Here is a 16,550-nt window from a genome sequence, read left to right as displayed (position 1 = left end):
TGATCATCTTGACATTTACATATTGTAACAGGCTTTCACCATACATGAGAAACATAATGAACCAAAAACAGATCATCATTATAAGAAATTCTTTAAACCCTTGCTGAAAGGAAATACGCCCTTCTTCCATTCTACATGCCCCTTTTCTCTACAACTTTTTATATGTTAAAATATAGAGGAAAGAAATCTGCCAATTTCTTTCCTCGACGGTCACTCATGACTTTGCTCTTTGTTTGCTTCTTGCAAATGAAGAGCTTTTATTTTGCATACTTATACTTACTTTCTAACATCGCATAACGCAATAGCTTTAACTTTGTCTCTCTCTTCAATGCTTTCCACTCAGATACACCAATTTTCATTTTCCATTCCTCCAATAATTAAATTTGTTATTTATATAGCTTATAAGTTCCAGTTGTAAATCTTTCTAATTTGTTTATCGCTAAATCCTTCATGGACAGCAAATATTTCTGGAAAATCAGAGATACACAAATCAATAATTGTATTATCAGTTGTTCTTATATAGTAATATTGGACAGCTCCTTCATAATTCGAATATAAATAGTACTTATGAATCTTATGATTTAATCCATTTTTCTCTAATACCTCATATAACTTATTTTTAGTTTCATCCATTACGTCAAAAATGGTTAACTGCTCCATTATTAACAGCTCCTTAATGCGTAAATTTACTAAACTAACTCTAGGAACAAGGTTGTTTCATTATGTTCATTTGTATGCACATTAAACTGTTTTCCCGTAGCTTCTAATGCACTAAAAAGCATTCTTTTATATCCTTGCTCCATAAAATCTACACTGATTTGACCATGATTCATAATAAATTGAAGATCAGCCATCATCTTTTTAACTTTCCGTTCCATATAATAACCTCCTCAATAAAGTTATATAACTTATATAACCATTCTATTACTCATTTTTCTAGTTGTCAATATAAGTTATATAACTTATAATATTTTTTATAGAGGAGGTTGTAATATGGCTGTTAATAAAGATAAGTACACTCAAATTTTAGTTACTTTTACAAAAGAACAAGTAGAACAAATAGAAACTTATTGGCATGACAATAAGTTAAAGAATCGAAACGAAGCAATTCGTCAGATCATAGACAAAGGGTTAAGTCATAAATAATGGCTACCCTTTTTATTTTTCCCAAAAAACCTAAAAACGCATTTAAATCCCCTTTCTCCCTTTACATGCGTTTTTATAACAAATACGACTCATTATATTAACAACCCCTTCAAAACCCCATACAAGTAAATCTGAAGGGTCATTTTTTAGTTAAATTGATTTTTTTCATGTATTCTTTAAGAAAATAAAAAAAGAGCCGGATTTTCATCACAGCTCATGAATTAATTGGTTCTGTATGTGTACATGTGGGATATTGGGAACAGCCAAAAAACTTATTTCCTGTTTTATTCGAATTTCGGATGACTAAATAATGTTTACATGTTGGGCATTTCCGTTCTGCAGGTTTTACCCCTTGATACACATCTTCAGCCGAATATTCGGGATTGATTTTATTAATCAATTTCTGAAGTTCTACACGATCTATAAGTTTTACATGGCATGCCTCCGCTAATTCTTTCGCCTGTCTTGTATATACACTGTTTGTTACAACCCAGCCCTCGTGTGCTTTGTAATAGGCCTGTGCTGCATATATCTCTTGTACGGCACTAATGCCGACTCTATTTTTCATCCCGTAGCGTTTTGCCTGGATTACAATACGATTTTTCCCCTTTAACACCAGATCCGCTCCGAAATCATTTGATTTTTTTGTGACTGTTGGAGAATAACCCAACTCTCGAAAGAGAGCTTTTAGGTATACTTCGAATTGAAGTCCGTCCATTTTGTCTATATAACGAATACCAGACTTAGCCATTCGCTTTAATATTCTTCGCTCCTGGATCTTTCGGTACATAAATTTACAAATACGAAAAAGAACATAGAGGATAAAACCATACATCAAAATTTGTAATATGTTTGGCATTTCTGGTAGATTAGACACTTCGCTCCACCTCTTTAATTGGTTTCATTTTCTTTGGTTGGGCTGTTTCTTTTGCCTGTTGCTCATTCACTTGTTTCTTCCGGACATCGTTCCAATCTTTTTCATCCGTTGGAATATCCTCTTTAAGATCTACAAAGCATTTCATTGTCTGAATGAAGTCTTTCCCAGCCTTATCATTATCAACTGCCATTATGACCTCTTTAATATCGTGCCCTTCTTTTTTCGCATCCATTAAAGATTGAATCACTGTTTTGGACTTCAATCCATGCATAGAAACCAGGCGAGCGTTTTGGATATTATTTTGTTTAATGCTCCAATGAGATAACATGTCGATTGGATCTTCATAAAAATAAATCTTATCCGGTTTACCTACATCAACCGTAAAACCGGCATTGATTTTTTCATAATTCGGGACAATTTGCTTAAAGCTTCCTCTTTTATTCTCCATTTTGACCGTACCTTGACGGTTCATTCCAATGACTTGCCCTTTGCCTCCTTCTTCTCTCCATTTGAACACCACGTTATTTTTCTTATCCTGGGCGATGAGATCTTTTTTAATCAGCCAATTCACCAAGCGAGGATCTATTTTCCGTTCATGAATTAGATATTCTTTTATCTCTGTTTGCTTATTTACTTCCAGGTGTTTGGGATAACTAAATGGCTGCTGCTCTTTTTGGCGCTCCTCTTCAGCTTTTGAACGATCAAACTCTTTGTAGTCCCCCTTCTGAATGTCCATCACGGCTTGTGGGAAGGTCATATCATAGTACATCATCGCAAAGCTAATCGCTCCATATCCTTTTTCCCCTCGGCTATTCCAAGCGTACTGGTTTCCTTTAATGATGAGACTGTCATGTTCCGTATGACGATAATAGTTACCTTCTTTCTTAAACGTTTCTCCTTTTGCTTCCAGATATGAAATCAAGTCAGCGTTTCTTGCTTTCATCGCATCCTCCGCACTGACATATGCCATTACGGAATCCCCCCTTTACTCTATAAAATGAAATAAAAAAGAGGACTATTCCGTTTCCTAGTCCTCTTTTGCTACTTATAGTTGATATATTCAATTTTTAATTGCTGTCTTTATAAAAAAATCTTTACTAACAAGACGCTAAATCACCGCATTTTTGAATGAGTATAGATTTTTTTATTTCTTACTATATAATTATCTTTGGCTTCAAATTTAACTTTTCATAGGGTTTTACTATATAGGGAAATGAATTGTTCTATTTAATATCTGTGATTCCCAACCATTGTCTCTATAAAATCATTAATAAAGTTTTTTTGATTTAATTTTAATCCAATGCGAACCCCTGTAGCTTCTGCACCTGGACGGAAATCAGCAATCGTTTGTCCTCTGAAAGATTTTAAATCAACTTCTACTTTACGATACATATATTGAACAAAACTAGGATTAGCTATTGCACTCATTGCAACTACATCATGTAAAGGAGCCCCTTTAATACTTTTATTCAATTTTTTATAGGCACTGTAATAATAATCATAAATTGGTTTTATTAGTGATTTGAATGGACTATTTGTATGTTCCACAATATAATTCACTTCGTTCGGGAGCAATACAGCCGAATTTGTTACATTTAAAGGAATCATTGTTAAATTTTTTGACTGATTAATTACAAACTGTGTTGAGACAGGATCACCATACGCATTGGCTTCCGCTACAGATGTGACATTTCCTGGTTGTAAGAACACTCCGGACATGATATATACTTCCTTTACACTTTGCATTAGTTCTTTCCAAATATTTAATACCATCGCAAGGGAAGTAGATCTTCCTACATCAATAATTGTTAACTCTTCCTTGTACTTTTCAATAATTTTAGGGATTAAGCTAAAATCATGAACAGACATAGTTTTTATACTTTCAGGGGGCCGAATAGGACCAAGCCCTTCTGCGCCATGGATTTCTGGATAATAAGTAGTAAACCCATTGGAAAATGGCAAAGTTGCACCACTTATAACAGGGATATCTTGTCTTCCAGCCAATTGCAAAAGGTATAAGGCATTTCGAGTTGTTTGTTCTTTGGTAACATTACCGTAACTTGTAACAATTCCAACAATTTCAATCTTAGGATTTAGTAGACCATATACGATAGCTAGAGAATCATCAATACCTGGATCGCCAAATAACAATACTTTCTTCAAGGTATATCTCCTTTCTTGCAAAAACTAATTTTATAAGACAAGCTTTATACCATTTATATGTACGAAATTAGTGCATTTATGACGCATGTTTTGAGATATTCCCTCTAAAAGTAATTTTCTACTTAACCTCGCATAATACGGCTTGCTCCCTGGATACTTTTGTGAGTTTCTAAATCTAAGTGATTTTAATAATTCAACAGCTACCTTCGACTTTTCAGCAATAAACAATGTTTTCCCCATACGTAATACCTCCTATTAATCTGTAATTTCAGTTTCACGCTTCCATTTCTTATTTCTCCGCTTTTTCACCATTATCTGACCGGAATAATAGCAACGTGTTCAAAAAGACAGCTACAAGGAACATACAGCCTGCAAACACCCATACATTCATGACATTCACTCCTTTCGTTCTATAAACAAGAAAGAGGGCTTTTCTTTTACCCTCTTTCATTTTTAGATATAAAAAAATCACTCTCCGTTATCTCAATTGAGTAACAAAAAATGATTTAATCTGGTGTTCCTGTTATACAATTTTTCATCGTTCCATTTCCATTGTTTCTCTTTTTCTACTTGATTTTTTTGTAGCCTTCGAATGGTCTACATTACCTGAATCTGGCTCCTTTTCTATTTCTTTAAGATTCGTTTGTTTTCCGCTCAATGGCTGAAATTTTTTATCTACATCCATTTCCTTTGATGTTGTAGACTGATTCACCGTAATTCCTTCTTTCCCAAGCTTCTCATCAACCTGGTTTTCTAATTTCACTATATGTTCCTGGCTTACCAGCTCATTATCAATCGAAACATATTTCGTTGTATAATACCGCTCTTCAGCTTTTACACGAGTGACAATACTATCAATATTATCTGGTGTTTCTTCATACTGTGAACGTCTATATGCTTCGAATTTTCGGCTTAAGTCCTTATCTAATGTAGTTGACTCTTTTTCTTTTGAAGGTTGAATTTGTTGATCTAAAGAGACAATAGGTGCATATCCTTCCTTTTTCATTTCTTTATACAATTCCACTTCTTTTTCATTAAATGAGTAATTTTTTTGTCCCTCCGCTTTATCAACTAAGAGTCCATATCGTTCATCTTTTACGATTTCATCAAGACTCATATTTGCATCTTTTTCATAAACAACAAATGACAAATTCCCTCTTCCATCAAAGATAGAGCTTTGAACCTTTTCATATAAATCTGGTTTCAAAATGTTATCTAGGTACACATTTTCTCGTTTCCCGTTCTTTTCCATGAGGGAAACATATAAATCGTCCCGATCTGTTTTATCTTGATTCCATACAGACACATAATTTATATCTTTCGTAACAGCATCCATCATGTGGATTCTTGCCTGCTCTTCATCTTGTATACTGTTTGCTAATACTTCAATTGTAACTAAGTGATTGGGTGTCTCTTTCGGTTTTTCTAATGGATTTTCTTGTGCTTTTTCCATCGGTATTTCTTTGTCATTTCTATAATTCATCACTTCATCTCGTAACGCTTGTTTTACTTCATCCGATAAATACCTTTTCTCGTTTAATACTTGTTCATACGGTGTCTTGTAGTCCCCATCCCCCATATCCAAACGATCCATACTGACAAGCTCCATTCTCCCAAAATCTCTATCTACTTCTTTTGGAATGGCAATATGATAACGAGCTTGATCGTAAGGGATGGTTTGACCTCTTTCTTTAGCTTCTTCTCTTGCTTTTTCAATACTTGAAATAACTTCAGCCATTTTTTCATTGGCCTCTCCAAATGGAATTAGTTGATTACTCTTAAAGTTTTCATTGTCGCTCCATTGAACTAACATTGTTGGTCGATTAATTTCATTCTGATTTAGTGCTGCATATTTTTCTTGATTCGCCTCGTTAAATGCATCAATAAATTCTTTATCACTCAATTTCTCTGCACCTTCTACAGGTTCAAACGCTCTATTTCTATCTGCTTGCTCCCTTAACTCTGCAACAGAAACAAACGCTTGTGTCGTATTACTTAAACTCATGTATTCCACCCAATAAAATATTTTTTTCATTCTGTTTTTCATTTGCAAGATTAGGTTGAGAATTTTTTTCTAGTCCAATTGGTGCAAGTATTTTTTCTTCTACATTTTCATATTCAATCGTTGTATAATAACAATAACCATTCCCATCATCTAAATCTAAACCTTTATAACTTGCCTCTTCTCCTACTATATATCCATCTATATATCCAGGACCATCAACACGAAAAACCAATTCATCGTGCTGTAATGGCTTACCTATTTCTTGGCAATAAATCACTTCTGATTCAGATTTAGGATATAGTCCTTTATATTCAATATCATTATTCATTACTTCTTTATGCGCTGTTGAAATTCGGTGATTAATTACATTCAAAGCTAAACTCACTGAATTTTGAAACCAAAAATCCTTATGATTTTCTTTCACAAGTTCATTAACACAATCGACTTTTAAATGCTTTTCACGATCTAACGAAACCTTAGCAATTGGTATATCATCGAAACTATCTCCTAACAAATCAGCTTCATAATACGGCTCTAATGTATCCATAATTTTTTTGAATTTATCTTGTTCTCTGTTTGTACCAAATTCATAAACAATCTGTTCCATCTCCCTTAAATTCAAACGAATATTAGGGTTTATTTCTTCTAATACACGATTATCTTCTGAAAGTTGAATTTCATAGTTTTCCCAATGTTTTTCAAAATTTAATCCAAGCCTTTCATTGATAAGTCGCTGCGCATTTTGTTGGATTCCTGTTAAAACTTCGAAATTGTCTCTTACATTTCCATCTTTATTTTCAGACACTTGTTTTGCCATATGATCTACTCCTTTTTCGTTTGTTTTTTCTTTTTCCAACAAGCTTTCAATTGTTTCAATAAATTCAATTGAAGTTTCATGTACTTCTTTCAACAACTTCGTTTTATCTTTCATTTCTTTTCCTTGCGTCCAGCTCGCTAAATATCCTAACGAATATTCACTTGTATCAATCCCAAAGTAAGAAGAGACGGCATAGGCTGTCATTTCTGCTTGAAACTCTTTTTCTGGTGCTGTGTAATGCATATGTGTCTCTGCTGTATGAAGTTTGGCATGCGCCAATTCGTGAAGAAGTGTTTTTACATTTTGCAATTCACTGTTTCTAGGATTCAAAGCAACCTCTTTTGTTAAGGTGTAACTAACTCCCTTTGCGACCCCGAGTTCTTGCTTCGGCTCAATAATTTTCACACCGTTTTTTTCCGCAATGGCTTCCATTCCCTTGTACAAACTCTTGTAATCCGTTACGCTCCCGTCTAGCCAACGATTCGGAAAAATACGAGGTAGATCTTCCGCTTTTGCGTTTGTTTGGGACACATCAAACACATGCCCGACAGCAAAATATAAGCGACCTGGTTTCACTTCTACGCTTTTAGATTCAATTTGTTTTTTCTCTTGCTCACTCGCCTTTGTAACGGATTTCCATGTCCCATCTTTGTCTTTAAATTTTGCTACAGTTCGGTTTGGAACAAGAATTTTAATTCCTTTCTCACCCTTCTTAACCGGAAAGCCTTTTTCTTTCCAAAAAGAAAAGGAACCAACTGCACTGGCTCCCTGGAATTGACTCTGTATTAATGAAATATTAGATGGTGAATAGTGATAAAACTTTGCCATAAAGGTTAAGTACTCTTTTAAATCTTTCGGTGTACGAAAATAACCTTCTACGCTTTTTTCCATCTTTTTTGTTAAAGCTTGCACCGCTTCTTTCTTTTCTTCTGGTGATTTCGTTTGATACTTTTTCTTATAACTTTTACTCATGATCTTCTCCTACTCTTTCACTCGCTTTTTGTAATTCCTCCATTTCTTCTTCATTCCATCTCTCCGCTGTATCAAAGAAAAGCTCATGAGTTTTTACATTAACCGGAACTAACATATTTTCTTGATTCATGACATGGATTGCAAGTTCTTCCTCTTGTTCTCGTGTAATTTTGATTGTTAGTTCTTCCTCCTTTACAAGTAAAACAAGTTCACCTTCTCCAACCTCTTTAATGACCCCTAATACGATATCTTCACGAAATAATAACATCCTACTAACCTCCTGTTTTTTTATAAAAAGAAACAATGTAGCTTACGTTACATTGCTCTTTGATGCCTCATAATCTAAACGTTTTTGTCGTGCATTACTGATGCGTTCCGCTACGACTTCTTTTGCCATCTTCACGCCCCCCACTTCAATTTTATCTGTTGTAATAATACTTTCTAAATCCAAGTCATTAGCAAAAAAGTATCCATTTAATAACTCAATTAAAACCTGTGTGTTTCTATCCGCACTATTTGCACCAAGACGTATCTTTGTTAACTCATTTTTCAGCACATCGTGTAGATTTTTTGATACAACCTCAGAAATATAATTCAATGACCACTCTGTATTTTTTGATGCTTGATGTTCCATACAAATTTTCGATATAGCATCCCCAGGATGTGTAATATTATGTTCATCCATATAGTCTTGAATGTATTGATGAACATTTTCATTCAACGATAACTTCATTCGAATTTTTTCATTTCCCATGCTCTAACCCCTTTCATTTTCATATGCATTTTCCCTTTGCATACGCTCATAATACTTTTGGTTTTTCCAACTTTCATATTCACTTTTAAAAGCGCCTTCCACTTTTCTCATAGAATACTGAATAGAAACATTCCGCTTAAATTTTCGAAATGACTTTGATTTTTTCATGTGATGGATTCTTTTTTGTTCTTTATCATATGCCTTCATTTCTTGTAAAAAGGCGTTCCCCATTCGTTTATACAAGTCACTGATTTTATTCGTTTTATAATTTTCATATTGCTTCTTATCATATTTCCCTTCCCCATATGCTTCTTTAAAAATTTGCACCTCTTTATCTAACTTTTTGAGAAATTGATCATAATCTTTTTTATGATGATGTTGAATATATCGCCTACTTAATTCATCAATTTTCGGCTTTAATGGCTGAATTGTATTGTAGCTATATTGCCACTGTCTTTTATCACTTGGTAACTGTTTATAGATTTGTAAAAACAACGGTTTCAGATGTTGATTGCGCCAATTAAAAACAGAATCCTCTTTTTTTCTTCCCACCATATTATTCCGAATCAGATCATTAATTTGTTTTTGTTCCTGCTTATGATCTAACAAATTTTTTACGACTTTGCCCTTCATCGCATCTAATGTTTTTGGTTTCCTTTTGCCACGTTCTCTCGTTGGAAATGGTTCAACAGTTGCTACATGGATATGAATATTATCCGTATTAAAATGTATGGCTGCCGACCAAATAGAGCTTTTTTCCAACCCTTCTCTTTTTTGCATTTCCTTCATCATAAGCCGTGTTACATCCATTAACTTTTTCTCATCCAACGTTTTTGTTTTCTCATCATAAATCCCTTGTTTCTCTAACCAGGGATTATGAAAAGAAATGACATCTTGCCACATGATACTTCCATTCTCATGAGCGGTTTTAAACATTTCCTTTAAGGACTTTTTTTCACTTTCTGTTAAACGATTTGCGTGGTCCGTAAATAGTGCCGATGTCTTCTCTGAATTTCCCATATAGTCTTGATACATTTCAAACATTTTCGGATTCAACTTCACTTCACTTTTCGCTTCCTCCCGATCTACATACTCAACATAGTTCTGAAAGGCTTTTGAACCTGGTAAAACAAATTTCGTTTTTAATACAACACCTGGTGTGACGGAAGACTGAACAGGAACGGCACTACTCATTTTCAACATCCTGCATCATCATTTGAATAAACTCATTCATTTTTTCCATTGCATTATAACAATCAGTCATCATATGGATATTCTTTTCAATGAGATTTTCTAATTCCATTTCCCTTTTGTTTTGTTGTTGAAAAAATGCCAGCATTTCAATTTGAGCTTTCAAAAATTTTTGCCGGGATATTCCCTTTCTCTTTGCCATTTCATCTATTTTCTTTAAGGCAACTGGATCTATATCTCTTATTTTTAGATTCACAATTTCGACTCCTTTCTGCAATTCAGGGTAGAGATCAAAAAATAGTGAGAAGAGCATAAGGGGTTTCTGCCCCCACTGAAGGTGTGGGGCTAGGCGGAGCCTAGCGAAACGGTGGGGGCAAGAAGAGAAGTTGAATGTACCCATTACGTCCCTATCTTTATTATTAATGTCTCCACCACGTCCCGTTATTTTTTCTAATTGTCCCTTTCATGTCCCCCCTTTTTACCTCAATGTCTCCATCGTGTCCCTATATCTTTTTTCACTTTTTATTAACTTCCTTTGCTTTTTCTTCTAACTTTTTGATCTTATCTCGTGCAATTTTTTGTTCGCCTTTAAACAATTCAACGTTCTTTTCTGATGATTTTATTTTAGATTCTAAAGATGCTATTTTTGATTGTGTTTCCGTTTTTTCTGCTTCAGTTTGGTACTTTATTTCATCTTGTAATTCTTTGATCTTTTCATAAACCGTCTTCGCATTTTCTTCTTCGAGTTTAATTGCTTTTCCATAATTTTTTATCTTTGTTTCTATATCTTTTTTGTCTCTTTCAATAAAATCTAGCTCATATGTTTTTTTATCTTCAGCTAACAATTCATCATTTGCTTTTGTTTTTCTTTGATCGGTAAAAATCGTCTGAACTAATTTATTCGGACTTTTTGTTGCTGCATTTTGTTCTTCATATTCATTAACATCTTGTGTGAATTTACGAATATCCATTTGTTCTTTTTCACCGTTTTCATTGTAAATATCGAAAGCTAACGCTCCCCAATTCGGAGATAACTCTTTTACTTCTACAACATATTTTCCGTTCTCTTCATACAATACTTTGACAGGTAACTGAACACCTGGATTTGCTTTTTGCTGCGCCTTAAATGTATATCCTGTTTCCTCATATCCTTCTAATCGAAAGTAAATTTGTATAAAGTTTTTGTGTGGATTGTATTCCCTTTTTTCTACAATCAATTTCCCCATACCCGACAACTTAATTACTTTATTTGTCTCTGTATGAAATAGTTTTTCATCGTTTGGCATGTAAATTTTAGATGTCAAGAAAGCGAAAAAACCAAAAAATAGAAAGCTGATAATTGTTAGGTAGACCCACGACTTATTTTTTCTTAGATTGATTCTTTCACTCTTCTTACCAATTGCACCTATCACACTCTCACCCCACCTTTTTCGTTATAAAACTTTCATATTTAGTTCTTCCACACTTGTAACTCGCCATGTTTCCTTATCTTTTTTCATGATGATTCGCAACACATTGTTTACTTTTTCTTCTCGATTTTGCGTTGAATCTGTCGTGACATTTATAAATTCAGCTAGTACATTTACCTCCTCTTTATCGGGTTCATTTTCTTGTAAATAAAACTTCATTTCTATTGGTTTTGTTTTATACGTATCTCCTAATTCGTATTTATCTGTTGGATAAAATTGTTGTAAAAGTTCTTCACTCATAATCGTTTTTGCCTTTTCTTTTCGTTCACTATACCCTTCTTTTTCTCGGTGAAATGATAATTGTATAAACGTTTCGGCTGTCGATAAGTACGCCCTTCTTTGTTGTTCCTGTGCGGAAGGAAGCACCTTATCCAATCGTTTTTTTAAGTCTTCATTTTGTTTTGTTAGTAATTCATTTGAAAGTTTTAACTGTTTTTCTTTGCCATCACTCATTGTTTTTTTGCTCAAATAGATATTAAAAGCTGTCACACCTACAACTAAAATGACAAACACAATAAACAAAGATTTTCGTTTATCTTTCATTCTTTTAGTCTCCTATTCTTTCGGTTATTAGAACCTTCTTACATGACCAGAAAAGACTTTTTTCCAGTACGGATTATTTAAATCTTCAATAGAAACACCTTTATTCGTTTGGCATCCTATGAAAGTATTCTTATCAATTACAATTCCAACGTGTCCGTCATGTTTGTAGGTATCAAAGAAAATAACATCACCCGGTTTCATATCATTTGCTGATACTTTTGTACCAATTTTGTTTAATGTTTCCGTACTTACAGCTCCTATCGGACTGGTATACATCCCTACTTGTTCGAATGCCCAGCGTACAAAACTTGAACAATCAAAAATCCCTCTTGCGATGTCATTTGTGTTACGTCCTCCACCAAATACATAGGTAGAACGCCCTATCCATTGGCGACCTACATCGGCAACTTTTGAACCGCTACTTCCTCCACTTCCTGGATTTCCTCCTCCACCAGAAACGACAGAACCCGGCTGATAATATTTTAAAACCGCATCTACATACAAGATATCGCCATAACACGCTTGATATGGTACGGCTTCTGGTCTAAGGCAATGATACATACCAGTATGTTTTACTTTTTGATACTGTTGTTGTGAAAATTTAATTGCTAATTCTTTCGTATACTTGCCACCATTTGCACCAACAAAATCAAAAAATCCTGTTCCAAAATTGTATGCTTGAAGGGCTGTTTTGATATGATCCATGTCCCCTGGACTCGTTACTCCGGCTCTTTCTATCGCATGTTTAAACTCCTGTACACCTGCCCAAATGCTGTAATCTGGATCTGTAATACAGTTTGGTGATTTACAATATTTCGTATTAAATGCGCCTTCGGAACTCTGCATCGGATCACTACCACGCCCTCCGCTTTCTTGCATCATTTGTGCAAGCATTAAAGCGACAAACGGTTCCACCCCAAAGGCTTTCGCATGCTTCCGAATCGTAGGTTCCCATTTTAGAACTTCAGGCGAAACATTCATGACTTGCCCTTCACCTGTATACGTAATATCACCTGCGTCTGTTCCGCTATCGCTCCCCATCGCTGCAATAAAAATGCTTAAGATTCCAAGTAAAAGAAAAGAAAAAAGGCCCATCACAAGTAGTGCTAAAGTGATGAGCCATTTCTTTGGTATAACCTTTAAAACTAGATGCATGGTATTAAGCACCTCCCCCGAATAACATCAATTCTTCATCTGTTACTTCTACATGGAAGTGAATGTTTTTTACAGCCCCAATACTTAAAATGACATCCCCTGTTGGTAAATGTGGAATCGCTGCAATTTCACTTTCACTTAACTGTCCTGCAAATACTTTTCGTAACATATCTAAACTATTGTTATCTTGTTGCATGATAAATTTGTACTGTGTAAGTTCAAATAGCTTTTTAATTTCATCAATCATTTCTTGTGAAGATCCTTCCGGTACAAAATCTCGAATTGTATGACTTGCATATAAAAGACCTGCAAAATATTTTCGATCTTCTCGGCTAAGTTTCGTTAAAAATTGTAGGGCATGAGCGCTTTCTTTTTTCGTGTTAATAATATGATGCGCCTCGTCAATAATAATGAAATAACGAGTTACATCTTCAAAAGCAAGTTGCTTTTTGTTAAAGGCTTTTAATTGAGGCGCACCATTTGAAATCATTTCATTCCAAAGGAGATTTAACACATTAAAGATCTGTGCCTGGAATACCTCTGGTTTAAAACTGGATATATTCCGTAAAGAAAAAGATACAACCTGTTCTTTCTTGAAATCTTCAATTGTAGTATGGCCATCAAATAATTCTGCATATGCTTCTACTAAATTCGTAAGATTTAATTCAATTAATTCTAAACGATGAAGTCTGCTGTCTCCTAAATTATCATGATGCTTTCTAGCTGCTACATCTTGATATAACTCTTTGCGAACAAACTTTAAAAAGTCAGAGAAGATCGGATATTCTTTCGATTTTCTTGTTGTAATTTCATTTTTCGCTCCTTTTTCGTCATTCCATAATCCCATACGAATATATAGTTTACGTAGTAAATTTTCATATTCTTTAATTTCATCATCTTTTGCTTCTGGTGCAATGAACCGATAAATAATTGTCAGTTTAGATAAATGCTGGGTAAAACTAACTTCCTCACTTTCTGCTGTCTTATATACTTGAAGTGGGTTAATCTGACCTTGTGATCCGTCTAAAGCAATTGTCTTTCCACCTAGCTCTTCTACTGTATCTGTAAACTCTTCTACAACATCAAATACCCGAACAAAGTGACCCTTACTTGCATAATCCACCGTTTTCTTTTTTAACAATGTTGATTTTCCTGCACCAGATTTTCCAATCATTACACCGTTATAACTCTTTCTTTGATTGTCTTTATGGAAGATATCAAAAATAACATTGCCTTTTGTTTTCGTTGTTCCATAATACGTACCGTATGGATCGTGTAAATAAGAATAATGAAACGGACACCCACCAGCCAAACTGACTGCCGGAATTTCTTTCCCTTTTCTTCGGTTCACATAATTTTTTTGTGTATCAAAGCTCGTTACGAGTGCATCCCATTCATACTCTTGTTCATTTAAAAAGACAGCTCCTCGAAAGTTATAAGATTCTAATGTTTCCAGGATCTCTTTTACTTGTTTTTCTAGCTCATCTATTGTTCTAGCGGAAACATAAATACGAATGTGAATACGTTTCATGACCTCACCTTGTTTCAAATCCGTATAGAGAGCTTCCAGCTCTAAAAATTCATTTTTCGCATCAATTCGATCTATATTATCCTTTGCTGTATCATGTCGGACACTTTGTTCACTCATGGATTTATTAATTGATTCAACAACTTCTTTTCGGTCATCACTCATGACATCTAATGTTGTGATCACATTTGGCATATTCATAATTTGTTCTAGCCAAAAATCATTTACCTCTGTTGGAAAGTCAAAAACATGAACACAAGTACCTAATCCATCACCTGTTTGAAAATAACTTTCTTTAAAACTAATTCCCCCTTGTGGCTGAACTCTAGCCACTAAATAAGGGTTATAACCTTTCTTCTTTTTTAGTTCCTCTTGTTTTTCCTTTTTGGATTTTTTACTTTTGAACGCAAACATATTATTTCCCCCTTACTACCATATATTTTTCGTTCCTAATTTTGCATTTTGATTAAACAATTTAAACATAAGCTCTAACTTTTTCTCTTCATCCACCTCTAATAGTTCAGTAGAGCGTTTGATATATCGCTTTGCTGCATCTACACGTTCTTTTACGATTAATTCCGTTTCTCCGTAAATAAATAAGAAGGCTTCCCGATTTGTTCTGCCCCATTCTAAAAACTGCAGTTCTTTTAACTTCTGATTTAAAATCCGTTCATACAAAGGGCTGGTACATTCTTTAATTTTCTTCTCTATATAACGTTGTTGTTCAGTTGTTTGACATGGGAAGTTTAAAAAAACGAGTTTAATGGACTGTTTGTAGGCTTGATAAAAATAAGCATGTGAGAAAATAACAAATGCTTGCTCGTCGCTATTTTTAGAGAACATATCGTCACCTTCCACTTGAAGAATTTCTAAAAACTCCTCATTTTTCAGTTCAAATATGCCATCCTCTGTCATATCTACAATTTGCATAATTTCTGCAATACTTTTCTTTACCTTTGGTGGCGCTTCTTTCTTTTTTCTAGATAAAAAACCTAAAAGTTTTGGATTTTTCTTTTTCGAAACGTCTTTCTTTGGCTTTTCTTTTTTCTGTTTTTTTACTTTTGGTTCTACCTTTGGTTTTTCTTCTTTCTTTTTGTTGGGTACCACTTTCACAATTTCTTTTGGTTCAGAAATTGATTCTTTTACATTTTTTTCGTTAAATCGAAATGCATTTTTCTTCGGTCTTTCTAGTTGTTTTGGCTCTTCTTTCTCTACATCTTTTTCGCTGAATAACGCCATATCTGATCCCTCCCTTATTGATCGTTATCAATGGCGCAATATGCACCTTTTCTTCTTAGCAATGTAATAATCAATACTTCATACATTCGTTTTTGAGGATTCGTACTTGGTCTCCAAATCATGATAATTGCAATAACTGCAATGAAAATAACAAATGGTAATTGAAAGGAATCATGTACAAAATTCCTAAGAATCATCGTTACAACTAATAAGCCAATTAATAAAAAGAAATCTATTAAATAAAGCACTTTATTAATCCGTAATTCTGTACTGATTTCCTTCGGAATCCGATAGCTTCTCATCGGGATTCCCTCCTTTTCGACAATAAAAAATAAGCGTAATCGTACGCTTATTTTTTATCTGTATTATTTTTATTTTTGTTTACAATATCTCTCCAACTTTTACCCGTGTTTTGCCCCATCTGATAAAAACGCTTTGTATTCTGTACCGTTTCAGAATTATGAATGCGTTCTTGTACTCCTCTTACCTTTTGTTTCACGGATGATGTTGTATTTTTAACTTTATCAGTTGTATATTGTCCTAATGTCCGTGTTTCCTGACTTCTACTTGCTGCCACTTCTTTATCGCTTTCATAAGGAATAATTGGGCTACTATGTGTCACCGTTACGCTGTCAGCTGATACCGGGCTTCCTCCACTTGGTACTGATCTTGGTGTTTCTACTGGTGCCGG

16 protein-coding genes and 3 pseudogenes are annotated in these 16,550 nt (G+C 34.3%); 1 reads left to right on the top strand and 18 read right to left on the bottom strand.

Annotated features, from left to right (window positions below):
* Positions 1-399: 399 nt before the first annotated feature.
* Both DN401_RS25120 and DN401_RS25115 read right to left on the bottom strand, forming a co-directional pair.
* On the bottom strand, positions 400-660 hold the full coding sequence (locus DN401_RS25120; RefSeq protein WP_149288020.1) for a hypothetical protein: 261 nt from the start codon (positions 658-660) through the stop codon (positions 400-402).
* Positions 661-689: 29 nt separating this feature from the next.
* The gene (locus tag DN401_RS25115; protein ID WP_016130766.1) at positions 690-878 is read right to left on the bottom strand and encodes a hypothetical protein; all 189 of its coding nucleotides are present in this window, start codon (positions 876-878) and stop codon (positions 690-692) included.
* A gap of 115 nt (positions 879-993) precedes the next feature.
* Between DN401_RS25115 and DN401_RS29955 the strand changes: the two genes are divergently transcribed.
* Positions 994-1,146, top strand: a complete 153-nt coding sequence (locus tag DN401_RS29955; RefSeq protein WP_179953576.1) for a ribbon-helix-helix domain-containing protein — start codon at positions 994-996, stop codon at positions 1,144-1,146.
* A gap of 214 nt (positions 1,147-1,360) precedes the next feature.
* Here the strand turns inward: DN401_RS29955 and DN401_RS25110 are convergent, their stop codons facing one another.
* The 16 genes and pseudogenes from DN401_RS25110 to DN401_RS25035 form a co-directional block, all read right to left on the bottom strand.
* The gene (locus tag DN401_RS25110) at positions 1,361-2,023 is read right to left on the bottom strand and encodes a restriction endonuclease (RefSeq protein ID WP_149288019.1); all 663 of its coding nucleotides are present in this window, start codon (positions 2,021-2,023) and stop codon (positions 1,361-1,363) included.
* Entirely contained in the window at positions 2,016-2,993 is a 978-nt protein-coding gene (locus DN401_RS25105) for a DUF3991 and TOPRIM domain-containing protein (RefSeq protein WP_149288018.1), read from the bottom strand. Before DN401_RS25105 ends, DN401_RS25110 begins: the two co-directional genes overlap by 8 nt.
* A gap of 257 nt (positions 2,994-3,250) precedes the next feature.
* Entirely contained in the window at positions 3,251-4,186 is a 936-nt protein-coding gene (locus DN401_RS25100) for a nucleoside hydrolase (RefSeq protein WP_139020217.1), read from the bottom strand.
* Positions 4,187-4,318: 132 nt separating this feature from the next.
* Positions 4,319-4,426: pseudogene (locus DN401_RS30525) on the bottom strand (DNA topoisomerase I); the annotation flags it as partial.
* Positions 4,427-4,721: 295 nt separating this feature from the next.
* A pseudogene (locus tag DN401_RS25090) lies at positions 4,722-7,980 on the bottom strand (LPD25 domain-containing protein).
* Positions 7,973-8,248, bottom strand: a complete 276-nt coding sequence (locus tag DN401_RS25085; RefSeq protein WP_149288017.1) for a hypothetical protein — start codon at positions 8,246-8,248, stop codon at positions 7,973-7,975. The pseudogene DN401_RS25090 and the gene DN401_RS25085 overlap by 8 nt, the downstream one beginning before the upstream one ends.
* A 42-nt stretch (positions 8,249-8,290) precedes the next feature.
* Positions 8,291-8,734 carry a hypothetical protein gene (locus DN401_RS25080; RefSeq protein WP_098082104.1) on the bottom strand — a complete coding sequence of 148 codons (444 nt, stop codon included), beginning with the start codon at positions 8,732-8,734 and terminating at the stop codon, positions 8,291-8,293.
* Between the two features lie 3 nt (positions 8,735-8,737).
* The gene (mobP2, locus tag DN401_RS25075; protein ID WP_149288016.1) at positions 8,738-9,928 is read right to left on the bottom strand and encodes a MobP2 family relaxase; all 1,191 of its coding nucleotides are present in this window, start codon (positions 9,926-9,928) and stop codon (positions 8,738-8,740) included.
* A complete protein-coding gene (locus DN401_RS25070; RefSeq protein ID WP_149288015.1) occupies positions 9,921-10,181 on the bottom strand; it encodes a hypothetical protein in 261 nt (86 codons plus the stop codon). The genes mobP2 and DN401_RS25070 overlap by 8 nt, the downstream gene beginning before the upstream one ends.
* 259 nt (positions 10,182-10,440) lie before the next feature.
* Positions 10,441-11,337 carry a hypothetical protein gene (locus DN401_RS25065; RefSeq protein WP_149288014.1) on the bottom strand — a complete coding sequence of 299 codons (897 nt, stop codon included), beginning with the start codon at positions 11,335-11,337 and terminating at the stop codon, positions 10,441-10,443.
* Between the two features lie 21 nt (positions 11,338-11,358).
* Entirely contained in the window at positions 11,359-11,937 is a 579-nt protein-coding gene (locus tag DN401_RS25060) for a MerR family transcriptional regulator (RefSeq protein WP_098675943.1), read from the bottom strand.
* A gap of 27 nt (positions 11,938-11,964) precedes the next feature.
* Positions 11,965-13,092 carry a bifunctional lytic transglycosylase/C40 family peptidase gene (locus tag DN401_RS25055; protein ID WP_080609138.1) on the bottom strand — a complete coding sequence of 376 codons (1,128 nt, stop codon included), beginning with the start codon at positions 13,090-13,092 and terminating at the stop codon, positions 11,965-11,967.
* 4 nt (positions 13,093-13,096) lie between these two features.
* Positions 13,097-15,034, bottom strand: coding sequence for a VirB4 family type IV secretion system protein (locus DN401_RS25050; protein WP_087949768.1), 1,938 nt, complete (start codon positions 15,032-15,034; stop codon positions 13,097-13,099).
* 15 nt (positions 15,035-15,049) lie between these two features.
* A complete protein-coding gene (locus DN401_RS25045) occupies positions 15,050-15,859 on the bottom strand; it encodes a hypothetical protein (RefSeq protein WP_001173333.1) in 810 nt (269 codons plus the stop codon).
* Positions 15,860-15,873: 14 nt separating this feature from the next.
* On the bottom strand, positions 15,874-16,161 hold the full coding sequence (locus DN401_RS25040; RefSeq protein ID WP_149288013.1) for a DUF5592 family protein: 288 nt from the start codon (positions 16,159-16,161) through the stop codon (positions 15,874-15,876).
* A 47-nt stretch (positions 16,162-16,208) separates the two neighbouring features.
* Positions 16,209-16,550: pseudogene (locus DN401_RS25035) on the bottom strand (pLS20_p028 family conjugation system transmembrane protein); the annotation flags it as partial.

The sequence above is a fragment of the Bacillus sp. BF2-3 genome (assembly GCF_008368795.1).
Classification (GTDB): Bacteria; Bacillota; Bacilli; order Bacillales; family Bacillaceae_G; genus Bacillus_A; species Bacillus_A cereus.
The sequence above is the reverse complement of the archived record's forward strand: the minus strand, read 5'-3'. Positions and strand labels throughout refer to the sequence as shown.

Excerpts from the sequence above, each read along its gene's own strand:
- DN401_RS25105 (WP_149288018.1), bottom strand. The coding sequence starts at position 2,993 with ATGGCATATGTCAGTGCGGAGGATGCGATGAAAGCAAGAAACGCTGAC.
- DN401_RS25040 (WP_149288013.1), bottom strand. The coding sequence starts at position 16,161 with ATGAGAAGCTATCGGATTCCGAAGGAAATCAGTACAGAATTACGGATT.
- DN401_RS25080 (WP_098082104.1), bottom strand. The coding sequence starts at position 8,734 with ATGGGAAATGAAAAAATTCGAATGAAGTTATCGTTGAATGAAAATGTT.
- DN401_RS29955 (WP_179953576.1), top strand. The coding sequence starts at position 994 with ATGGCTGTTAATAAAGATAAGTACACTCAAATTTTAGTTACTTTTACA.
- DN401_RS25055 (WP_080609138.1), bottom strand. The coding sequence starts at position 13,092 with ATGCATCTAGTTTTAAAGGTTATACCAAAGAAATGGCTCATCACTTTA.
- mobP2 (WP_149288016.1), bottom strand. The coding sequence starts at position 9,928 with ATGAGTAGTGCCGTTCCTGTTCAGTCTTCCGTCACACCAGGTGTTGTA.
- DN401_RS25045 (WP_001173333.1), bottom strand. The coding sequence starts at position 15,859 with ATGGCGTTATTCAGCGAAAAAGATGTAGAGAAAGAAGAGCCAAAACAA.
- DN401_RS25050 (WP_087949768.1), bottom strand. The coding sequence starts at position 15,034 with ATGTTTGCGTTCAAAAGTAAAAAATCCAAAAAGGAAAAACAAGAGGAA.
- DN401_RS25120 (WP_149288020.1), bottom strand. The coding sequence starts at position 660 with ATGGAGCAGTTAACCATTTTTGACGTAATGGATGAAACTAAAAATAAG.
- DN401_RS25060 (WP_098675943.1), bottom strand. The coding sequence starts at position 11,937 with ATGAAAGATAAACGAAAATCTTTGTTTATTGTGTTTGTCATTTTAGTT.
- DN401_RS25085 (WP_149288017.1), bottom strand. The coding sequence starts at position 8,248 with ATGTTATTATTTCGTGAAGATATCGTATTAGGGGTCATTAAAGAGGTT.
- DN401_RS25115 (WP_016130766.1), bottom strand. The coding sequence starts at position 878 with ATGGAACGGAAAGTTAAAAAGATGATGGCTGATCTTCAATTTATTATG.